General features: G+C 62.9%; 13 protein-coding genes. 9 read left to right on the top strand and 4 right to left on the bottom strand.

What is annotated here, in order from left to right; all coding sequences use genetic code 11:
• Positions 1 to 11: 11 nt before the first annotated feature.
• Positions 12 to 1166 carry a response regulator gene (locus tag CEW83_RS20510; protein WP_108951019.1) on the bottom strand — a complete coding sequence of 385 codons (1155 nt, stop codon included), beginning with the start codon at positions 1164 to 1166 and terminating at the stop codon, positions 12 to 14.
• 92 nt (positions 1167 to 1258) lie between these two features.
• Positions 1259 to 2215: a LysR family transcriptional regulator gene (locus tag CEW83_RS20505; protein WP_108951018.1), complete on the bottom strand. Its 957-nt coding sequence runs from the start codon at positions 2213 to 2215 to the stop codon at positions 1259 to 1261.
• Positions 2216 to 2328: 113 nt separating this feature from the next.
• Between CEW83_RS20505 and CEW83_RS20500 the strand changes: the two genes are divergently transcribed.
• The 5 genes from CEW83_RS20500 to CEW83_RS20480 all read left to right on the top strand — a co-directional run bounded on the left by CEW83_RS20500 (position 2329) and on the right by CEW83_RS20480 (position 6401).
• Positions 2329 to 3144 (top strand): DODA-type extradiol aromatic ring-opening family dioxygenase, encoded by an 816-nt coding sequence (locus CEW83_RS20500; RefSeq protein ID WP_234418938.1) that lies wholly within the window; start codon positions 2329 to 2331, stop codon positions 3142 to 3144.
• 17 nt (positions 3145 to 3161) lie between these two features.
• Complete coding sequence (locus CEW83_RS20495) at positions 3162 to 3701, top strand: cytochrome b (protein ID WP_108951016.1); 540 nt, start codon at positions 3162 to 3164, stop codon at positions 3699 to 3701.
• A 79-nt stretch (positions 3702 to 3780) separates the two neighbouring features.
• Positions 3781 to 4359 carry a YceI family protein gene (locus tag CEW83_RS20490; protein ID WP_108951555.1) on the top strand — a complete coding sequence of 193 codons (579 nt, stop codon included), beginning with the start codon at positions 3781 to 3783 and terminating at the stop codon, positions 4357 to 4359.
• Between the two features lie 59 nt (positions 4360 to 4418).
• Positions 4419 to 4997, top strand: coding sequence for a YceI family protein (locus tag CEW83_RS20485; RefSeq protein ID WP_108951015.1), 579 nt, complete (start codon positions 4419 to 4421; stop codon positions 4995 to 4997).
• Between the two features lie 117 nt (positions 4998 to 5114).
• Positions 5115 to 6401, top strand: coding sequence for a DUF3422 family protein (locus tag CEW83_RS20480; protein ID WP_108951014.1), 1287 nt, complete (start codon positions 5115 to 5117; stop codon positions 6399 to 6401).
• A gap of 49 nt (positions 6402 to 6450) precedes the next feature.
• Here CEW83_RS20480 and CEW83_RS21560 read toward each other — a convergent pair whose 3' ends face one another.
• Positions 6451 to 7281 carry a vWA domain-containing protein gene (locus tag CEW83_RS21560; protein WP_108951013.1) on the bottom strand — a complete coding sequence of 277 codons (831 nt, stop codon included), beginning with the start codon at positions 7279 to 7281 and terminating at the stop codon, positions 6451 to 6453.
• 292 nt (positions 7282 to 7573) lie between these two features.
• Here CEW83_RS21560 and CEW83_RS20470 point away from each other — a divergent pair, with 292 nt between their 5' ends.
• The 4 genes from CEW83_RS20470 to CEW83_RS20455 all read left to right on the top strand — a co-directional run bounded on the left by CEW83_RS20470 (position 7574) and on the right by CEW83_RS20455 (position 12150).
• Positions 7574 to 8509 carry a phosphoribosylaminoimidazolesuccinocarboxamide synthase gene (locus tag CEW83_RS20470; protein ID WP_108951012.1) on the top strand — a complete coding sequence of 312 codons (936 nt, stop codon included), beginning with the start codon at positions 7574 to 7576 and terminating at the stop codon, positions 8507 to 8509.
• A 207-nt stretch (positions 8510 to 8716) separates the two neighbouring features.
• Positions 8717 to 9490: a DUF2189 domain-containing protein gene (locus tag CEW83_RS20465; RefSeq protein ID WP_108951011.1), complete on the top strand. Its 774-nt coding sequence runs from the start codon at positions 8717 to 8719 to the stop codon at positions 9488 to 9490.
• 99 nt (positions 9491 to 9589) lie between these two features.
• Positions 9590 to 11683, top strand: coding sequence for a M3 family metallopeptidase (locus CEW83_RS20460; protein ID WP_108951554.1), 2094 nt, complete (start codon positions 9590 to 9592; stop codon positions 11681 to 11683).
• Entirely contained in the window at positions 11680 to 12150 is a 471-nt protein-coding gene (locus CEW83_RS20455) for a glutaredoxin family protein (RefSeq protein WP_108951010.1), read from the top strand. Before CEW83_RS20460 ends, CEW83_RS20455 begins: the two co-directional genes overlap by 4 nt.
• Positions 12151 to 12235: 85 nt before the next feature.
• On the opposite strand, the gene CEW83_RS20450 is transcribed toward CEW83_RS20455, so the two are convergent.
• The gene (locus tag CEW83_RS20450; protein ID WP_159099518.1) at positions 12236 to 13618 is read right to left on the bottom strand and encodes a YdgA family protein; all 1383 of its coding nucleotides are present in this window, start codon (positions 13616 to 13618) and stop codon (positions 12236 to 12238) included.
• Between the last annotated feature and the right edge of the window lie 78 nt (positions 13619 to 13696).

Here is a 13696-nt window from a genome sequence, read left to right as displayed (position 1 = left end):
TCCTGCAGCGGTCAGGTGCCGCCTGAGGACAGGGCGCGATGGACATCCCGATGATGCTCCGCGATGTCGACAAATGCCTCGAATCCGCTCAGGAAGGCGTCTACCACGTCCGGGTCGAAATGCTGTCCGCGCCCCGCCTCGATGAGTTTCCGCGCGTCGGCGTAGGACATGCCTGCCTTGTAGATGCGATCCGAAATCAGCGCATCGAAAACATCGGCAACGGCCATCAGCCGCGCCGAAACCGGAATCTCGTCGCCCCTGAGCCCGTCCGGGTAGCCACTGCCATCCCAGCGCTCGTGATGCCAGCGCGCGATCTCCTTTGCCAGCGCAAGAAAGGGCACGGGCTGCTCGATGTCCCCCTCTGCCAGTTCGATCGCCTCCGCACCAAGGCGGGAGTGCGTCTTCATGATGATCCATTCATCGGCACCAAGTGGCCCGGGCTTGAGCAGAATATGATCCGGGATACCGACCTTGCCGATGTCGTGCAACGGCGCCGAGCGCGTCAGCAGCTCGATGTAGCCCGGGTCCAGCCTCGCTTGAAAACGCGGATGAGCCTGCAGCCGGGTGGCCAGCAGACGCACATAACCCTGCGTGCGCAGAATGTGGTTGCCGGTTTCCGGGTCGCGCGTTTCGGCGAGGTGAGCCAGCGCGCGGATCGTCACCAGCTGCGTCATGTCGTTCTCGGCCATGCGCCGCGCCACTTCTGACTCGAGATCAAGGTTCCGGTTGTGCAGCATTTCGCGCGCGCGTTTGATCTCAAGCTGGTTGCGCACGCGGGCGAGCACAACCGCAGGGTGAATCGGCTTGGTGATGTAGTCCGCCGCGCCGAGCGCCAGACCCTGCTCTTCGTCACGCGGGTCATCCAGCGCGGTGAGGAAGATCACCGGAATGTCACGTGTCGCAGGCTGCCAGCGAAGGTGCTCCAGCACCTCGTAGCCGTCCATGCCCGGCATCATGACGTCGAGCAGGATCAGGTCCGGCACGGGTCCGCGCGAGCAGATCTCGAGCGCCCGCGTGCCCGAAGGCGCCGCCAGCACATCGTAGTGAGGCTGCAGCAGCGCCCCCAGCACGGCGAGATTGTCCGGCACGTCATCGACGACGAGGATCGTTCCCCCAGCCTCGGGGAGAAAGTCAGGACTGGGATCCGTATTCTGTTCAGGCCGCATGTCTGCATTCCGTCATGTTCGGTCGTTCCCGGCAAGCGCACATCATGAAGCAGCCCCCTGACATCGCGCAGTCCGCCACCTTGCGCCATGCGTCACGGACGCGCTGGCTCGGTACACGCCTGTCGCCCCCCGCCATGGCTGGCGCCGCCCTGCCACGCCCACCCGGGCCGCTCGAAGGCTTCGGCAAGATAGTCGATCAGTACACGGATCTTGACCGAGAGGTGTTTGCGCGAAGGATAGACCGCGTAGACATCGATCTCCCCGACCAGACATTCTGGCAGCACTTCAACCAGACGTCCCTGTGCAAGATCGTTTCCCACCAGAAAATCAGGCTGCTTGACCAGCCCCTGGTGAGCGAGCGCCAGCGCGCGGCAGGTGTCGCCGTTATTGGTGCGGACATGCGGTTTGGTCTGCACCTCTTGCTCGCCCTGCGGTGTCGTGAAGCGCCATACGTCACCCTGCGCTGCATAGCTGTATGCAATGACACGATGACGGGCAATGTCCTCGACCGAGGCTGGCATGCCGTGCTGCGCAAGGTATTCCGGACTGGCGCAGATCAACAGCCGGGTGGATGCGAGCCGTCGATGGACAAGGGTCGAATCCTGCAGGCGGCTGATGCGGATGACGACATCAAACCCTTCGTCGACGACGTCGACCAGTCGGTCGGAGAGGCTGATGTCGAGTTCGACATCGGGGTACTTCGCAATGAACCCGCCCCACAGGGGCGCGAGGTGCAGTATTCCGAACGAATAGGGTGCATTGATGCGCAGACGCCCGACCGGATTGCCACTGACCACGCCCACTGCACGATCCGCCTCTTCCAGTTCGGCAAGGATCTGTTTGCAATGCCCGTAGTAAGCCCGCCCGGCCTCGGTCAGCGACAGCCGCCGCGTCGTACGCTGCAGCAGGCGGGCACCGAGGCGGGTCTCGAGCTCGATCACACTGCGCGACACCGCTGCCTTGGACAGGCGCAGCACTTCGCCCGCTGCGACAAAACTGCCCGCCTCGACGACTGCAACAAAGCTGTTCATTTCACGGAAACGTCCCATGGGGGCATTGTCTCGATTTCAGAGACAGTAAGTCAAACGCTCAACTATTTATCCACCCCTGAGTCGTCAATACACTGCAGGCATCGAATACGCACCAGGACAAGGCGGACCCCGTGCCACTCCCTACACTCTTCATCTCTCACGGCTCACCCATGTTCGCCGTCGAGCCCGGCCTGCTGGGCCCCCGGCTTGGCGAACTGGGTCGCAGACTGCCACGACCACGTGCCGCAGTCGTGCTGTCGCCGCACTGGATGACCCGTGGGGTCAGGGTTCAGAGCGGCGCTGCACTCGACACCGTTCACGACTTCGGCGGCTTTCCGCGAGAACTGTATTCGCTCCAGTATCCCGCCCCTGCGGCGCCCGCGCTTGCCGCGGAAGTCATCGCGACGCTCGCCCACCACGGCATCGAGGCAATTGCCGACGCCGGGCGCGGTCGGGACCACGGCGCATGGGTGCCGCTGATGCACCTTTTCCCCGAAGCCGACGTTCCCGTCATTCAGATCTCACAACCGGCCGTCCCCTCGCCGCTCGCCTTGCTGGAGCTGGGTCAGGCCCTTGCCACGCTGCGCGAGCAGGACATTCTGTTCGTCGCCTCAGGCAGCCTCACCCACAACCTGCACGAAGTATTCGCTGAACACGCAGCGCAATCCGGCGTCGAAGCCTATGCCAGCACATTTGCCGACTGGGTATGGAAGCAGATCGATGAGGGTGCACTTGGCGAACTGCTGGACTACCGCACGAAAGCGCCGTTTGCGGTCCGCGCCCATCCCACCGACGAACACTTCCTGCCCCTGTTCGCGGCAATCGGCGCGGCCGGCAAGGACTGGACGCAGAGCGCACGCATTTCGGGCGGCATCACGCACGACGTGCTTGCAATGGACAGCTTCATGTTTGGCACCGGGCCCGGCCTCGCGCCGCCGAACCGATAAACCCGACGGACACGACGATGAACACGACCTATACACGCACTGCCGTTTCGCTGCACTGGCTCATGGCACTCGGGCTGATCGGTGCATTCTCGCTCGGCGTCTACATGCACGAACTGCCGCTGTCGCCATTCAAGCTCAAGCTCTACTCATGGCACAAATGGGCAGGCGTCAGCCTTTTCATGCTGGTGCTGGTGCGCCTCGCCTGGCGCCTGCGCCACCCGGCACCGCCGCTGCCCGAGAGCATGCCCAAGGCACTGCGGATGATCGCTCATGGCACCCATGTCGCGCTCTACCTGCTGATGCTTGCCATCCCGCTTTCCGGCTGGCTGATGAGTTCGGCCAAGGGTTTCCAGACCGTCTGGTTCGGCATCGTCCCGCTGCCCGACCTGTTGTCTAAGAACGCCGAACTCGGCGACCTGCTGCAGTCGGTGCATGAAGCGCTGAACCTAAGCCTGGCCGCACTCGTCATCGCCCATATCGGCGCGGCACTCAAGCACCACTTCATCGACCGCGACGACATCCTGCGCCGGATGCTGCCGGGGAAACGACAGGGCTGATCGGCCTGAACCGCGCCCCCCATTCACCACAACAGCCCCTTGCATGCTTGCAAGTGCGCTCACCCACCCGGAGCCCCTCATGAAAACAGGCACACTGCGACACTTCGCCACGGCCGCTGCCCTCTCGCTGGCCACAATCACCGCCGCAAGCGCGGCCGAATTCACCGCCATCGATAAGGCAGCAAGCCGCTTCACCTTCCAGTACACCCAGATGGGTGTCGGCATGGATGGCAAGTTCGAACGCTTCGCCGCCAATATCAGGTTCGACCCCGCCCATCCCGAAGCCGGGCGCGCCGCCTTCGACATCGAGGTCGCCAGCATCGACACCGGCTCGACCGAGGGCAATGAAGAAGTCAAGACCAAGACCTGGTTCAACACGGCCGCGCATCCGCTTGCCCGCTTCGAATCGACCTCGTTCAAGGCACTTGGAGACAAGCGCTACGAAGTCGCCGGCAAACTCACGATCAAGGGCCAGACCCGAAACGTGACCGCCCCCTTCACCTTCGAAGCGCAGGGCACGGCGGCCACCGTAAAGGGCAGCTTGAAGCTCAAGCGCAACGACTTCGCAATCGGCGAAGGCGAATGGGCCGACACCACCATCGTCGCCAATGAGATCCAGATCAACTTCCAGTTGCGCGCGCTTCAGGCTGCACCCTGAAATCGTCACTGCACCACCACTGCGCCACTTTCCCACCCTCAACTCAATCAGGACCAAAGATGAAAAAATCCCTCGCCATTCTGGCGCTTGCAGCGCCGTTCGCCCTGTTCGCCGCACCCTCGCATGCCGCACCGGAAACCTATGCAATTGACGGGACGCATACCTTCCCGCGCTTCTCGTATTCCCACTTCGGTTACTCGAAGCAGCTGTCGCGCTTCAACAAGACCACGGGTACGGTGACCCTCGACAAGGCCGCACGGACCGCTGCGGTGGATGTCACCATCGACATGAAATCGGTGGACACCGGCTTCGAACTATTCGACGGCCACATCCAGGGCAGCGACTTTCTCGATACCGCCACCTTCCCCACCGCACACTTCAAATCGACGAACGTGGTGTTCGACGGCGACAAGCCGGTCAGCATCGACGGGAACCTGACCATCAAGGGCGTCACCCGTCCGGTCACCCTGACGGTTACCTCCTTCCAGGCCATGCCGCACCCCATGCTGAAGAAGGATGCCATCGGCGCCAACGCCACGACGGTGATCAAGCGCAGCGAGTTCAACGCCGGCAAGTACGCCCCCAACGTCGGCGACGAGGTCACCCTCGACATCGCGATCGAAGCCATCAAGCAGTAAGGATTCATGCAGGCACGCTGCGTCGTCCGGCGCGGCGTGCTTGTCTGCCTGCGTGCATTGGGCAAGAATGCGGCATCCCGCCCACTCCGTGGCGCCACCAGGCCATGAACCGACGCCATGCCCCTGTTCAACGAACATCCCCTGCGCCTGTCCCTGAACGACGAGGTTCACGCCCGCCCCCCGGTTCCGCTCGACACCCCTGAGTTCGTCACTTACCTGGCCTTCCTGCACCATGAGGGCAGCGCCGGACGCGAGACCAGGCACCTCGAAGCACTGGCTGAGCAACTCGGCCTCCCGCAACCGCAGACCGAGACTGGCCACGTCTTCATCGATGCCGAATCGTTCCGCCTGAAGTGGGAGCGCCACAACGAGTTCTCGAGCTACACCTTCTTTCACCGCATCGCACCAGATGACAGCGCGGGCGAGAATGCCCTGCTGGCGGTACCGGCCAACTGGCGCAAGGACATTCCCGGCCAGCTCGTCGCTGCCACGCATATCGAGCTGCGCTCGGTCTCGGATGTGCCCCCCGATACGGTCATGGTGCAGGTTTCACCACACGGCAAGACCCTGGTGGCCGCACAGGTCGCCGAAGGCGCGGGCTGGGTCTTCACCGATTTCCACATCCATGAAGACGGCTTCTCGCATTTCCTGCTGATCGACGCCGGCCTCACCCCGCGCCAGTCCGGCCGCATGGTGCAGCGCCTGGTGGAGATCGAGACCTACCGCGTGATGGCGCTGCTCGCCTTCCCGGTCGCCAAACAGGTTGGGCGGCTGCTGTCGCGCGCCGAAGACGAACTGGCGGACCTGATGGACGGGCTGGAGCAGGCGCGCACTACCGAGGACGACCGCGCCGTCCTCGCCCGGCTGACCCGTCTCGCAGCCGAGGTCGAGCGCTCGGTGGCCCGCACCACTTTCCGCTTCGGCGCCGCAGCCGCCTATTACCGCCTCGTGGGACAGCGCATCGACGAGCTGCGGGAGGTACGCCTGCCGGGCTTCCCGACCGTGCGCGAGTTCATGGAACGCCGGCTCACGCCGGCCATCAGCACCTGCGCCACCATCGCCCGCCGTCAGGAGGATCTCTCCGGCCGGATCGCGCGCAATTCGCAACTGCTGCGCACCCGCGTCGATATCGAGCTCGAACGCCAGAATCAGGAACTGCTCGCGCAGATGAACCGGCGCGCAAAAATACAGCTCCACCTGCAGGAGACAGTCGAAGGCCTGTCCATCGTCGCCATCACCTACTACGCATCGCAGCTGGTGAACTACATGGCCAAGGGCGCCAAGCACCTCATCGAACCGGCCACGCCGGAAGTCATCACCGCGGTGTCGATCCCGGTCATTGCCGGGCTGGTGGCAATCAGCCTGAGGAGCTTGCGCAAGAAGCTGGCACAGGAATCAGAATGAAAAAACGCCAGCGAATGCTGGCGTTTTGAACTGCTTGAGACAGAAGCAATCAGGCTTGAGTCATCTTGCGACGACGAAGCACGCCGAGACCGGCGATACCGATACCGAGCAGCGCGAGCACGCCAGGCTCGGGAACGTTATTGTTACCCTGACACTGCGGCAGCGTGGGGTTCAGCTGGCAGAAGGTCAGTGTTTCCTGCAACTTGGCGCTCGCAAAGTCGGTCACGAACTGCGTGATCTGGGCTGCATTAGTCGTGTTGAACAGCGACAGATTGAAGACCTGGCCGCTATGTCCCGTTGCGAGGGGGCCGATCGATGTAACCGTACCCGATCCCGACAGCACGGCGTTATACAGCGCGTTGTTGGTGGTCAGAAGGCCATCGACAATTGACTGCGTCACTGCACTGCCACCGACCGTGCCGCGAGCAGTGGTATCACCATTGGAAGGCTCGTCGGTAAAGATGATGATGTTCTTGACCGCATTGCTGCGGAAAGAAAACAGCGATGTCTGACCATCAAGTGCGTTCAGTGCGAAAGCGGAAGCAGTATATGCGGGTTCAGTACCACCCGAAATCCCCAGCCCCGCAGCAGCCGTCGCGAAGAGCGATGCGGAGGTCAGATCCGTCACCATACGTGGCACAACCGAACTGTTTCCGTACCCAACCAGGCCATATCGGGCATCAACCTGCCCGGTGCCGGTCAGGGTTGAAGCGAACAGCCCGATGTTATTGCGCAGGTTGGTCTGGACAGTGCCCATGGAACCCGACTCGTCCACGATAAAGATGATGTCGCTGAGAATGGCGGACTGGGCTGGTGTGCCAAAACCGACCATCGCAAGACCCAATGCCGTAGCCGCGAAAACTTTTTTGATTTTCATCATATCCCCCAAACAGTATGCAGTCAGTTCATAAACAGTTACATGACCACCTTTAGCAAACTACGTGCCACATTTTATAAATCAATAAGTTAATTCATTTTTGCGCATATCTTGGCCGTCAGTTGTAAAGAAACTCGACAATTGATCTTTAGATAGAACGAATCAGGGAGCATCCATCGGCCACGACGACGGAACATCGAATCTGAACGTTCAAGCCTCGCCCCCACGCTTGAAACGCAGCCAACTCGCCAGCGAGCCCTATAATGCTGTTTTGTCCAGACGAGACATCTTCACCGTGACCTCCCCGCTTTTCGAATCCACCATCAAGAGCCTGCCGCTGCTCGGTCGCGGCAAGGTGCGTGACATCTATGCAGTCGACGCCGACAGGCTGCTGATCGTGACCAGCGATCGCCTGTCCGCTTTCGACGTCATCCTGCCCAACCCGATTCCGGACAAGGGACGGGTGCTCATCGCGATGGCCAACTTCTGGTTCGACAAGCTCGGCCACGTCGTTCCGAACCAGCTCACCGGCATCGACCCCGAGACGGTCGTCGCCGCCGACGAGCGTGACCAGGTGCGTGGCCGCGCGCTCGTGGTGAAGCGCCTCAAGCCGTTGCCGATCGAGGCGGTGGTACGCGGCTATGTGATCGGAGGCGGGTGGAAGGACTATCAGGAAACCGGCGCAATCTGCGGCATTCCGCTGCCCGCCGGCCTGAAACAGGCCGCAAAACTGCCGGCGCCGATCTTTACCCCGTCATCGAAGGCCGAAGCCGGCGCGCACGACGAGAACATCTCGTTCGCCCAGGCACAGGCAAACTGCGACGCGCAACTCAACGCCAGCCTTGCCGGCACCGGCAAGACCGGCGCAGGCCTTGCCGAGGAAGCACGTCAGGCAGCACTCGCGCTGTACACCGAAGCGGCCGACTATGCCGCAGGACGCGGGATCATCATTGCCGACACCAAGTTCGAGTTTGGCATCGATGCCGCCGGCACCCTGCACCTGATCGACGAGGCACTCACACCCGATTCGTCCCGTTTCTGGCCGGCTGACAGCTATCAGGAAGGCATCAGCCCGCCGTCCTACGACAAGCAGTACGTGCGCGACTACCTCGAGACCCTGGACTGGAACAAGCAGGCACCGGGCCCGGTGTTGCCTGCCGACGTTGTCGAGCGCACCGCCGACAAGTATCGCGAAGCCTATGCCCGGCTGACCGGGCACACGCTGGCCTGATCCCGACCCGCCCTCTCCGCAACGGAGAGGGCTTTCATGGCTCGCGACGGCAAACCGGGCCGTCCGTCCTGACTGACTTCACGCAAACCCCTGAATCCGCACGCGAGTCGCGAACTCGTGGCCGCAGTTCCCCTCTAAGGGACGTCCGGAACGGTTCCGCGCCAATGACGATACCGGCCGGCATCCATCCACCCGAAGGAGGTTGTCATGGCTAAGACATTTCACACTCTGGATCAGCACTTCCACCTGCCCCACGTCCGGGAGATCAAGGCAGACCGCCCATTCAGATGGCTCGCACTGGGCCTGAGCGACATGCGGGACAATCTCGCGGCCAGCCTCACCTACGGAGTCTTCTTCGCGGTCGCCGGCTACCTTATCTTGTCCTACGCAGCGAACATGCCTTATCTGTTCACTGCCGCGATCTGCGGCTTCTTTCTGGTTGGGCCGCTGGCCGCAGCAGGTCTGTATGAGATCTCGCGCCGACATGCTGCGGGACAGACCGCCTCGTTCTCCGACTCGCTGGCCGGCCTGCGCAAGCACCGCGAGGGGCTGATGTATTTTGGCGCCTTCTTCGCCATTGCGCTGATCGGCTGGGAGCGCATTTCGGCCATCCTGTTCGCTCTGCTGTATCAGGGCGGGGCGCCCGATCTGTCGAACTTCTACCGTGATGTGTTCCTGTCCGGCGATTACACCCACTTTGTCGTCGCCTATCTGGTGATCGGCGGCATACTCGCAGCGGTGGTATTTTCCCTGTCGGTGATCTCGATCCCGATGACCATGGATCGCGACACCGACGGCATCACCGCCGCGATGACCAGCATGCGCGCCGTTGGCGTGAACCTCGGCGCCATGGCGGTATGGGCTGCACTCATCGTGGCACTGGTCGGCATCGGCTTCGCCACCATGATGATCGGCATGGTGGTCGTGCTGCCCCTGCTCGGCCATGCAAGCTGGCACGCCTACCGTGAAATGATCGAGTAGCTGTCCGCCCATGAATTTCGCCAAGGGCGCCGATAGCGGCGCCCTTATCATTTTTTGCGGCACAATGGAAACATCAACGGCCAAGACAACCCGGACATCATGCAAGAAACGCTTACCTCGAATACCGCCAACCCATTGCTGGACTTTTCCGGCCTGCCCCGTTTCAACGACATCCGCCCCGCGCATGTCGCACCGGCCATCCAGCAACTGCTGGGCGAATATCGCAGCCTGATCGAAACCCTGACCCACGCCACGGATACCCCGACCTGGGATGATTTCGTCGTGCCAATGAATGAGGCGGGCGAGCGCCTGGGCCGGGCCTGGGGCGTGGTCGGCCACCTCCACAGCGTGATGGACGTGCCCGAATGGCGCGAGACCTATAACGCTTTGCTGCCCGAAGTGTCACGCTTCTATGCCGAGGTCGGCCAGAACCTCGCCCTGTTCGAAAAGTACAAGGCCCTGAGCGAAAGCCCGGAATACGCCACGCTGTCGCCCACCCGGCAACGCATCCTCGACCACGAACTGCGCGATTTCCGCCTGTCGGGTGCAGAGCTGCCGGACGCGGACAAGCCGCGCTTCCAGGCTATCCAGGAAGCCATGTCGCAGCTCGGCGCCAAGTTCTCCGAGAGCCTGCTCGACGCCACCAACGCACACGCGGAATGGGTGGAAGACGAAGCGAAGCTCTCCGGCATCCCTGCTGATGCAATCTCCGCCGCGCGCGCCGCTGCCGAGAAGGAAGGCAAGCCGGGCTGGAAGTTCACCCTGCACATGCCGTCCTACCTGCCGGTGCTGCAGTACGCCGATGATCGCGCCATGCGCGAGCGCATGTATCGCGCCTATGCCACCCGCGCCTCGGAGCTGGGCAAGCCCGAATGGGACAACGGCCCCCTGATCGGCCGCATTCTCGCGCTGCGCGACGAAGAGGCGCGCATACTGGGCTATCGCAACTTTGCCGAAGTTTCGCTGGTGCCGAAAATGGCCGACACCCCGCAGCAGGCACTCGGTTTTCTGCACGAGCTCGCCGCCAAGGCCAAGCCGTTCGCCGAGCGCGACCTTGAGGAACTCCGCGCCTTCGCCAGCCGCGAACTCGACATCGCCGACCTGCAGCCCTGGGATGTGGGCTACGCCTCGGAGAAGCTGCGCCAGGCGCGCTACGACTACTCCGACCGCGAAGTGAAGCAGTACTTCCCCGAGCCCCGGGTTCTGGACGGCCTGTTCGGCGTGATTCGCACCCTGTACGGCGTCGATATTCTCCCCGACCAGGCCCCGCTGTGGGATCCGGACGCGCACTTCTTCCGCATCGAGAAGGCGGGCGAACTGGTCGGTCACTTCTACCTCGACCTGCACGCGCGCGAAACCAAGCGTGGCGGCGCATGGATGGATTCGGCCCGCAGCCGGCACCTGGGGCGACATGGCACAACGACCCCCGTCGCCTATCTGGTGTGCAACTTCTCCGGACCGGTCGACGGCAAGCCGGCAACCTTCACCCACGACGACGTCCTGACCCTGTTCCACGAAGTCGGTCACGGCCTGCATCACCTGCTGACGCGGGTGGACGAGCTGGCAGTGTCGGGCATCAACGGTGTCGAGTGGGATGCGGTCGAGCTGCCGAGCCAGTTCATGGAGAACTTCTGCTGGGAATGGGATGTGTTGAGCGGCATGACGGGGCACGTCGATACGGGCGAGCCCTTGCCGCGCGCACTCTACGAAAAGATGATCGCCGCCAAGAATTTCCAGAGTGGCATGCAGACCGTCCGCCAGCTCGAATTCTCGATGTTCGACCTGCGCCTGCACAGCGAGATCCAGCCGAGTGGCGAAGGCGACCAGGCCACGGTGGCCATCGAACGGGTGATGGCACTGCTGACCGAGGTCCGCAACGAGGTCGCGGTGCTGATTCCGCCAGCATGGCATCGCTTTCCGCACAGCTTCTCGCATATCTTTGCTGGCGGTTACGCAGCGGGCTACTACAGTTACAAGTGGGCCGAAGTGCTGTCTGCCGATGCGTTCGAGGCATTTGAAGAGGCCGGCGCGGGCAAGGGCAGCTTGCTCGACCCCGAAACCGGAGCGCGTTTCTGGCGTGAAATCCTCGCAGTCGGTGGCAGTCGTCCCGCCCTGGAGTCGTTCAAGGCCTTCCGTGGCCGCGAGCCACGGGTCGATGCACTGTTGCGACACAACGGAATGGTAATCGCATGATCAGACCTGCCCTGCTCGTCCCCCTGCTTGCCCTGGGCCTGTCGGCCACGGTGCCGGCGCAGACCACTTACAGGTGGGTGGACGCGCAAGGGCAGGTGCATTATTCCGACCGGCCTCCACCGCCCGAGATCCAGGAGCTCGAAGCCAGGCGCTTTGCAGCGCCACCACCCGACCCGACCTTGTCCTACACCTTGCGCAAGCTCACGGCGGATTTCCCTGTCACGCTGTACACGGCGACTAACTGCGGCGATTTGTGCGAATCCGCGCGCAGCCTGCTTGGCTCGCGCGGCATTCCGTACACCGAGTTTCCGCTCGCAAATCAGGCCGATCTGGCGACCTATCGGGAACGCTTCGGCGTCCCCGAACAGGTACCGTCACTGAGTGTGGGAAGCGCGCAATTCAAGGGGTTTGAACCGGGCGCCTGGAACCGGCTGCTGAACGACGTGGGCTACCCCAAGGCGCCCTGAGCAGACACCCTCGCAGCCTGTCGCACAACGCGCGGGCCGCGCACACGCCGCCCGCGCACCATCCCGCGCGGACGATCGATACGGGTCAGAACGGCAGCCCAAGGGCTCCGAGCGCCTCGGGATCGAGTGGCGCGCCATTGACCATCAGCGCACCGTCCTTGTAGCGCATGTCGGTCGTCAGCAAGCCGTCCGTCTCCAGCACGACACCGTTACCCGTGATCCCGGCAATGCGTTCATTCACCGCAGCACTGACAGCCTGATCGATCTCCGCGTCGGACGCATCGATTTCCATTTCGGTCACATAGCCGACAATGCTCTGACGCTCGCTCACTTCGATCAGGCGCACGAGCAAAGCCTTGGGGATGCTTACGCGCAGGCTGGCAACGAGATCGCTGAAGGGGTTCATGCCAGCCTCACCCTCGGTACCGACGTAGTCGATCCGGGCGCCCATCTCGGCGCGGCCTTCGTTCAGGCTCGCGCCCACGCGCTTGAGCTCAATCGCGGGCGAGCGCTTCAGCATCACAGGCAGCTGCTGCATTACCGCGCCCATCAGTTCTGCCTGCTGGGCTTCAATATCGGCCGCTTCGCCGGCGGTCTGCTCGACACTGCGGGTGATGGCGTCGAGGGCGCCGGCGTCGATGCGCTCGAGGGCGAGCACGAAACTGAGGTCGTCCACGGTCTCACCGCCGCCGACCATCTGCTTCACGCCGAAATCGACACTCATGTTGACCACTTCGCCATCCAGCGCGGCCTGGGACTCCATCTTCAGTCCGTCAAGATTGAAGCTTACCTCACCGCCGCGCGCGCTGAAGCTTGCGCGGCCGACGCTCAGCGCCGAGGGACCGGTCCAGAACCGGTACTGTTGCGGCCGGGCGGAATCCAGCGTCAAGGCAAGGTTCTCGACAACCAGCACATTGCCATCCGGGTCGCGGACGTCGAGCAAGGGCAGGTCGATGCGCCCCTTCGCCTGCTGGCGGTCGGCACTGATCCTGATCTCGCCATTGATGCCGCCCCAGACCAGGTCCATCGCCTCGCCCGCCTTGCCACGGTAGTCGGGCGACGAGATACGGTGCTGCATTTCGCCCTCCCAGCCGACCAGCGTCAGCACTTCAAGCGGGGATCGACCCTGCAGCGCGGCGTCGAATCCTTCTTTCAGGTCAGCGGGAAGCACCACGTCCGAACGAACCTGCGCTGCGCGTCCTGCGGGAAAGGGACCATGGTCGATGTGGTGCGTTACGCGAAAGTCGATCGGCTCGTCGCCATCGTTCAAGGTCCACAGCGTGTGCGCTTCGGCACCAAAGATGCCGCGCTTGTAGTCGAGCACCCGGATCTGCACCGCGGGACTGCTCATCGCCGTCATGCTGTCCCTGAAACCGGTTTCGATGTTGCCACCGATCGCGTAACTCCCGCCGACCAGCGCCAGTGCTGCCACACCGATCGCACCTGCTGCCACAACTGCCTTGCCCATAACGTCCTCTTTAACCCGGAAAGCTTCGCGCATTCGCGCGAAAGGGCGTCATTATCACCGCATGTTCCGGCTGGCGGC

The organism is Parazoarcus communis (assembly GCF_003111645.1).
Lineage (GTDB): Bacteria > Pseudomonadota > Gammaproteobacteria > Burkholderiales > Rhodocyclaceae > Parazoarcus > Parazoarcus communis_A.
This window is presented reverse-complemented; position numbering and strand designations above follow the sequence as displayed.

Excerpts from the sequence above, each read along its gene's own strand:
- CEW83_RS20510 (WP_108951019.1), bottom strand. The coding sequence starts at position 1,166 with ATGCGGCCTGAACAGAATACGGATCCCAGTCCTGACTTTCTCCCCGAG.
- CEW83_RS20450 (WP_159099518.1), bottom strand. The coding sequence starts at position 13,618 with ATGGGCAAGGCAGTTGTGGCAGCAGGTGCGATCGGTGTGGCAGCACTG.
- CEW83_RS20495 (WP_108951016.1), top strand. The coding sequence starts at position 3,162 with ATGAACACGACCTATACACGCACTGCCGTTTCGCTGCACTGGCTCATG.
- CEW83_RS20490 (WP_108951555.1), top strand. The coding sequence starts at position 3,781 with ATGAAAACAGGCACACTGCGACACTTCGCCACGGCCGCTGCCCTCTCG.
- CEW83_RS20485 (WP_108951015.1), top strand. The coding sequence starts at position 4,419 with ATGAAAAAATCCCTCGCCATTCTGGCGCTTGCAGCGCCGTTCGCCCTG.
- CEW83_RS21560 (WP_108951013.1), bottom strand. The coding sequence starts at position 7,281 with ATGATGAAAATCAAAAAAGTTTTCGCGGCTACGGCATTGGGTCTTGCG.
- CEW83_RS20480 (WP_108951014.1), top strand. The coding sequence starts at position 5,115 with ATGCCCCTGTTCAACGAACATCCCCTGCGCCTGTCCCTGAACGACGAG.
- CEW83_RS20465 (WP_108951011.1), top strand. The coding sequence starts at position 8,717 with ATGGCTAAGACATTTCACACTCTGGATCAGCACTTCCACCTGCCCCAC.
- CEW83_RS20505 (WP_108951018.1), bottom strand. The coding sequence starts at position 2,215 with ATGGGACGTTTCCGTGAAATGAACAGCTTTGTTGCAGTCGTCGAGGCG.
- CEW83_RS20460 (WP_108951554.1), top strand. The coding sequence starts at position 9,590 with ATGCAAGAAACGCTTACCTCGAATACCGCCAACCCATTGCTGGACTTT.
- CEW83_RS20455 (WP_108951010.1), top strand. The coding sequence starts at position 11,680 with ATGATCAGACCTGCCCTGCTCGTCCCCCTGCTTGCCCTGGGCCTGTCG.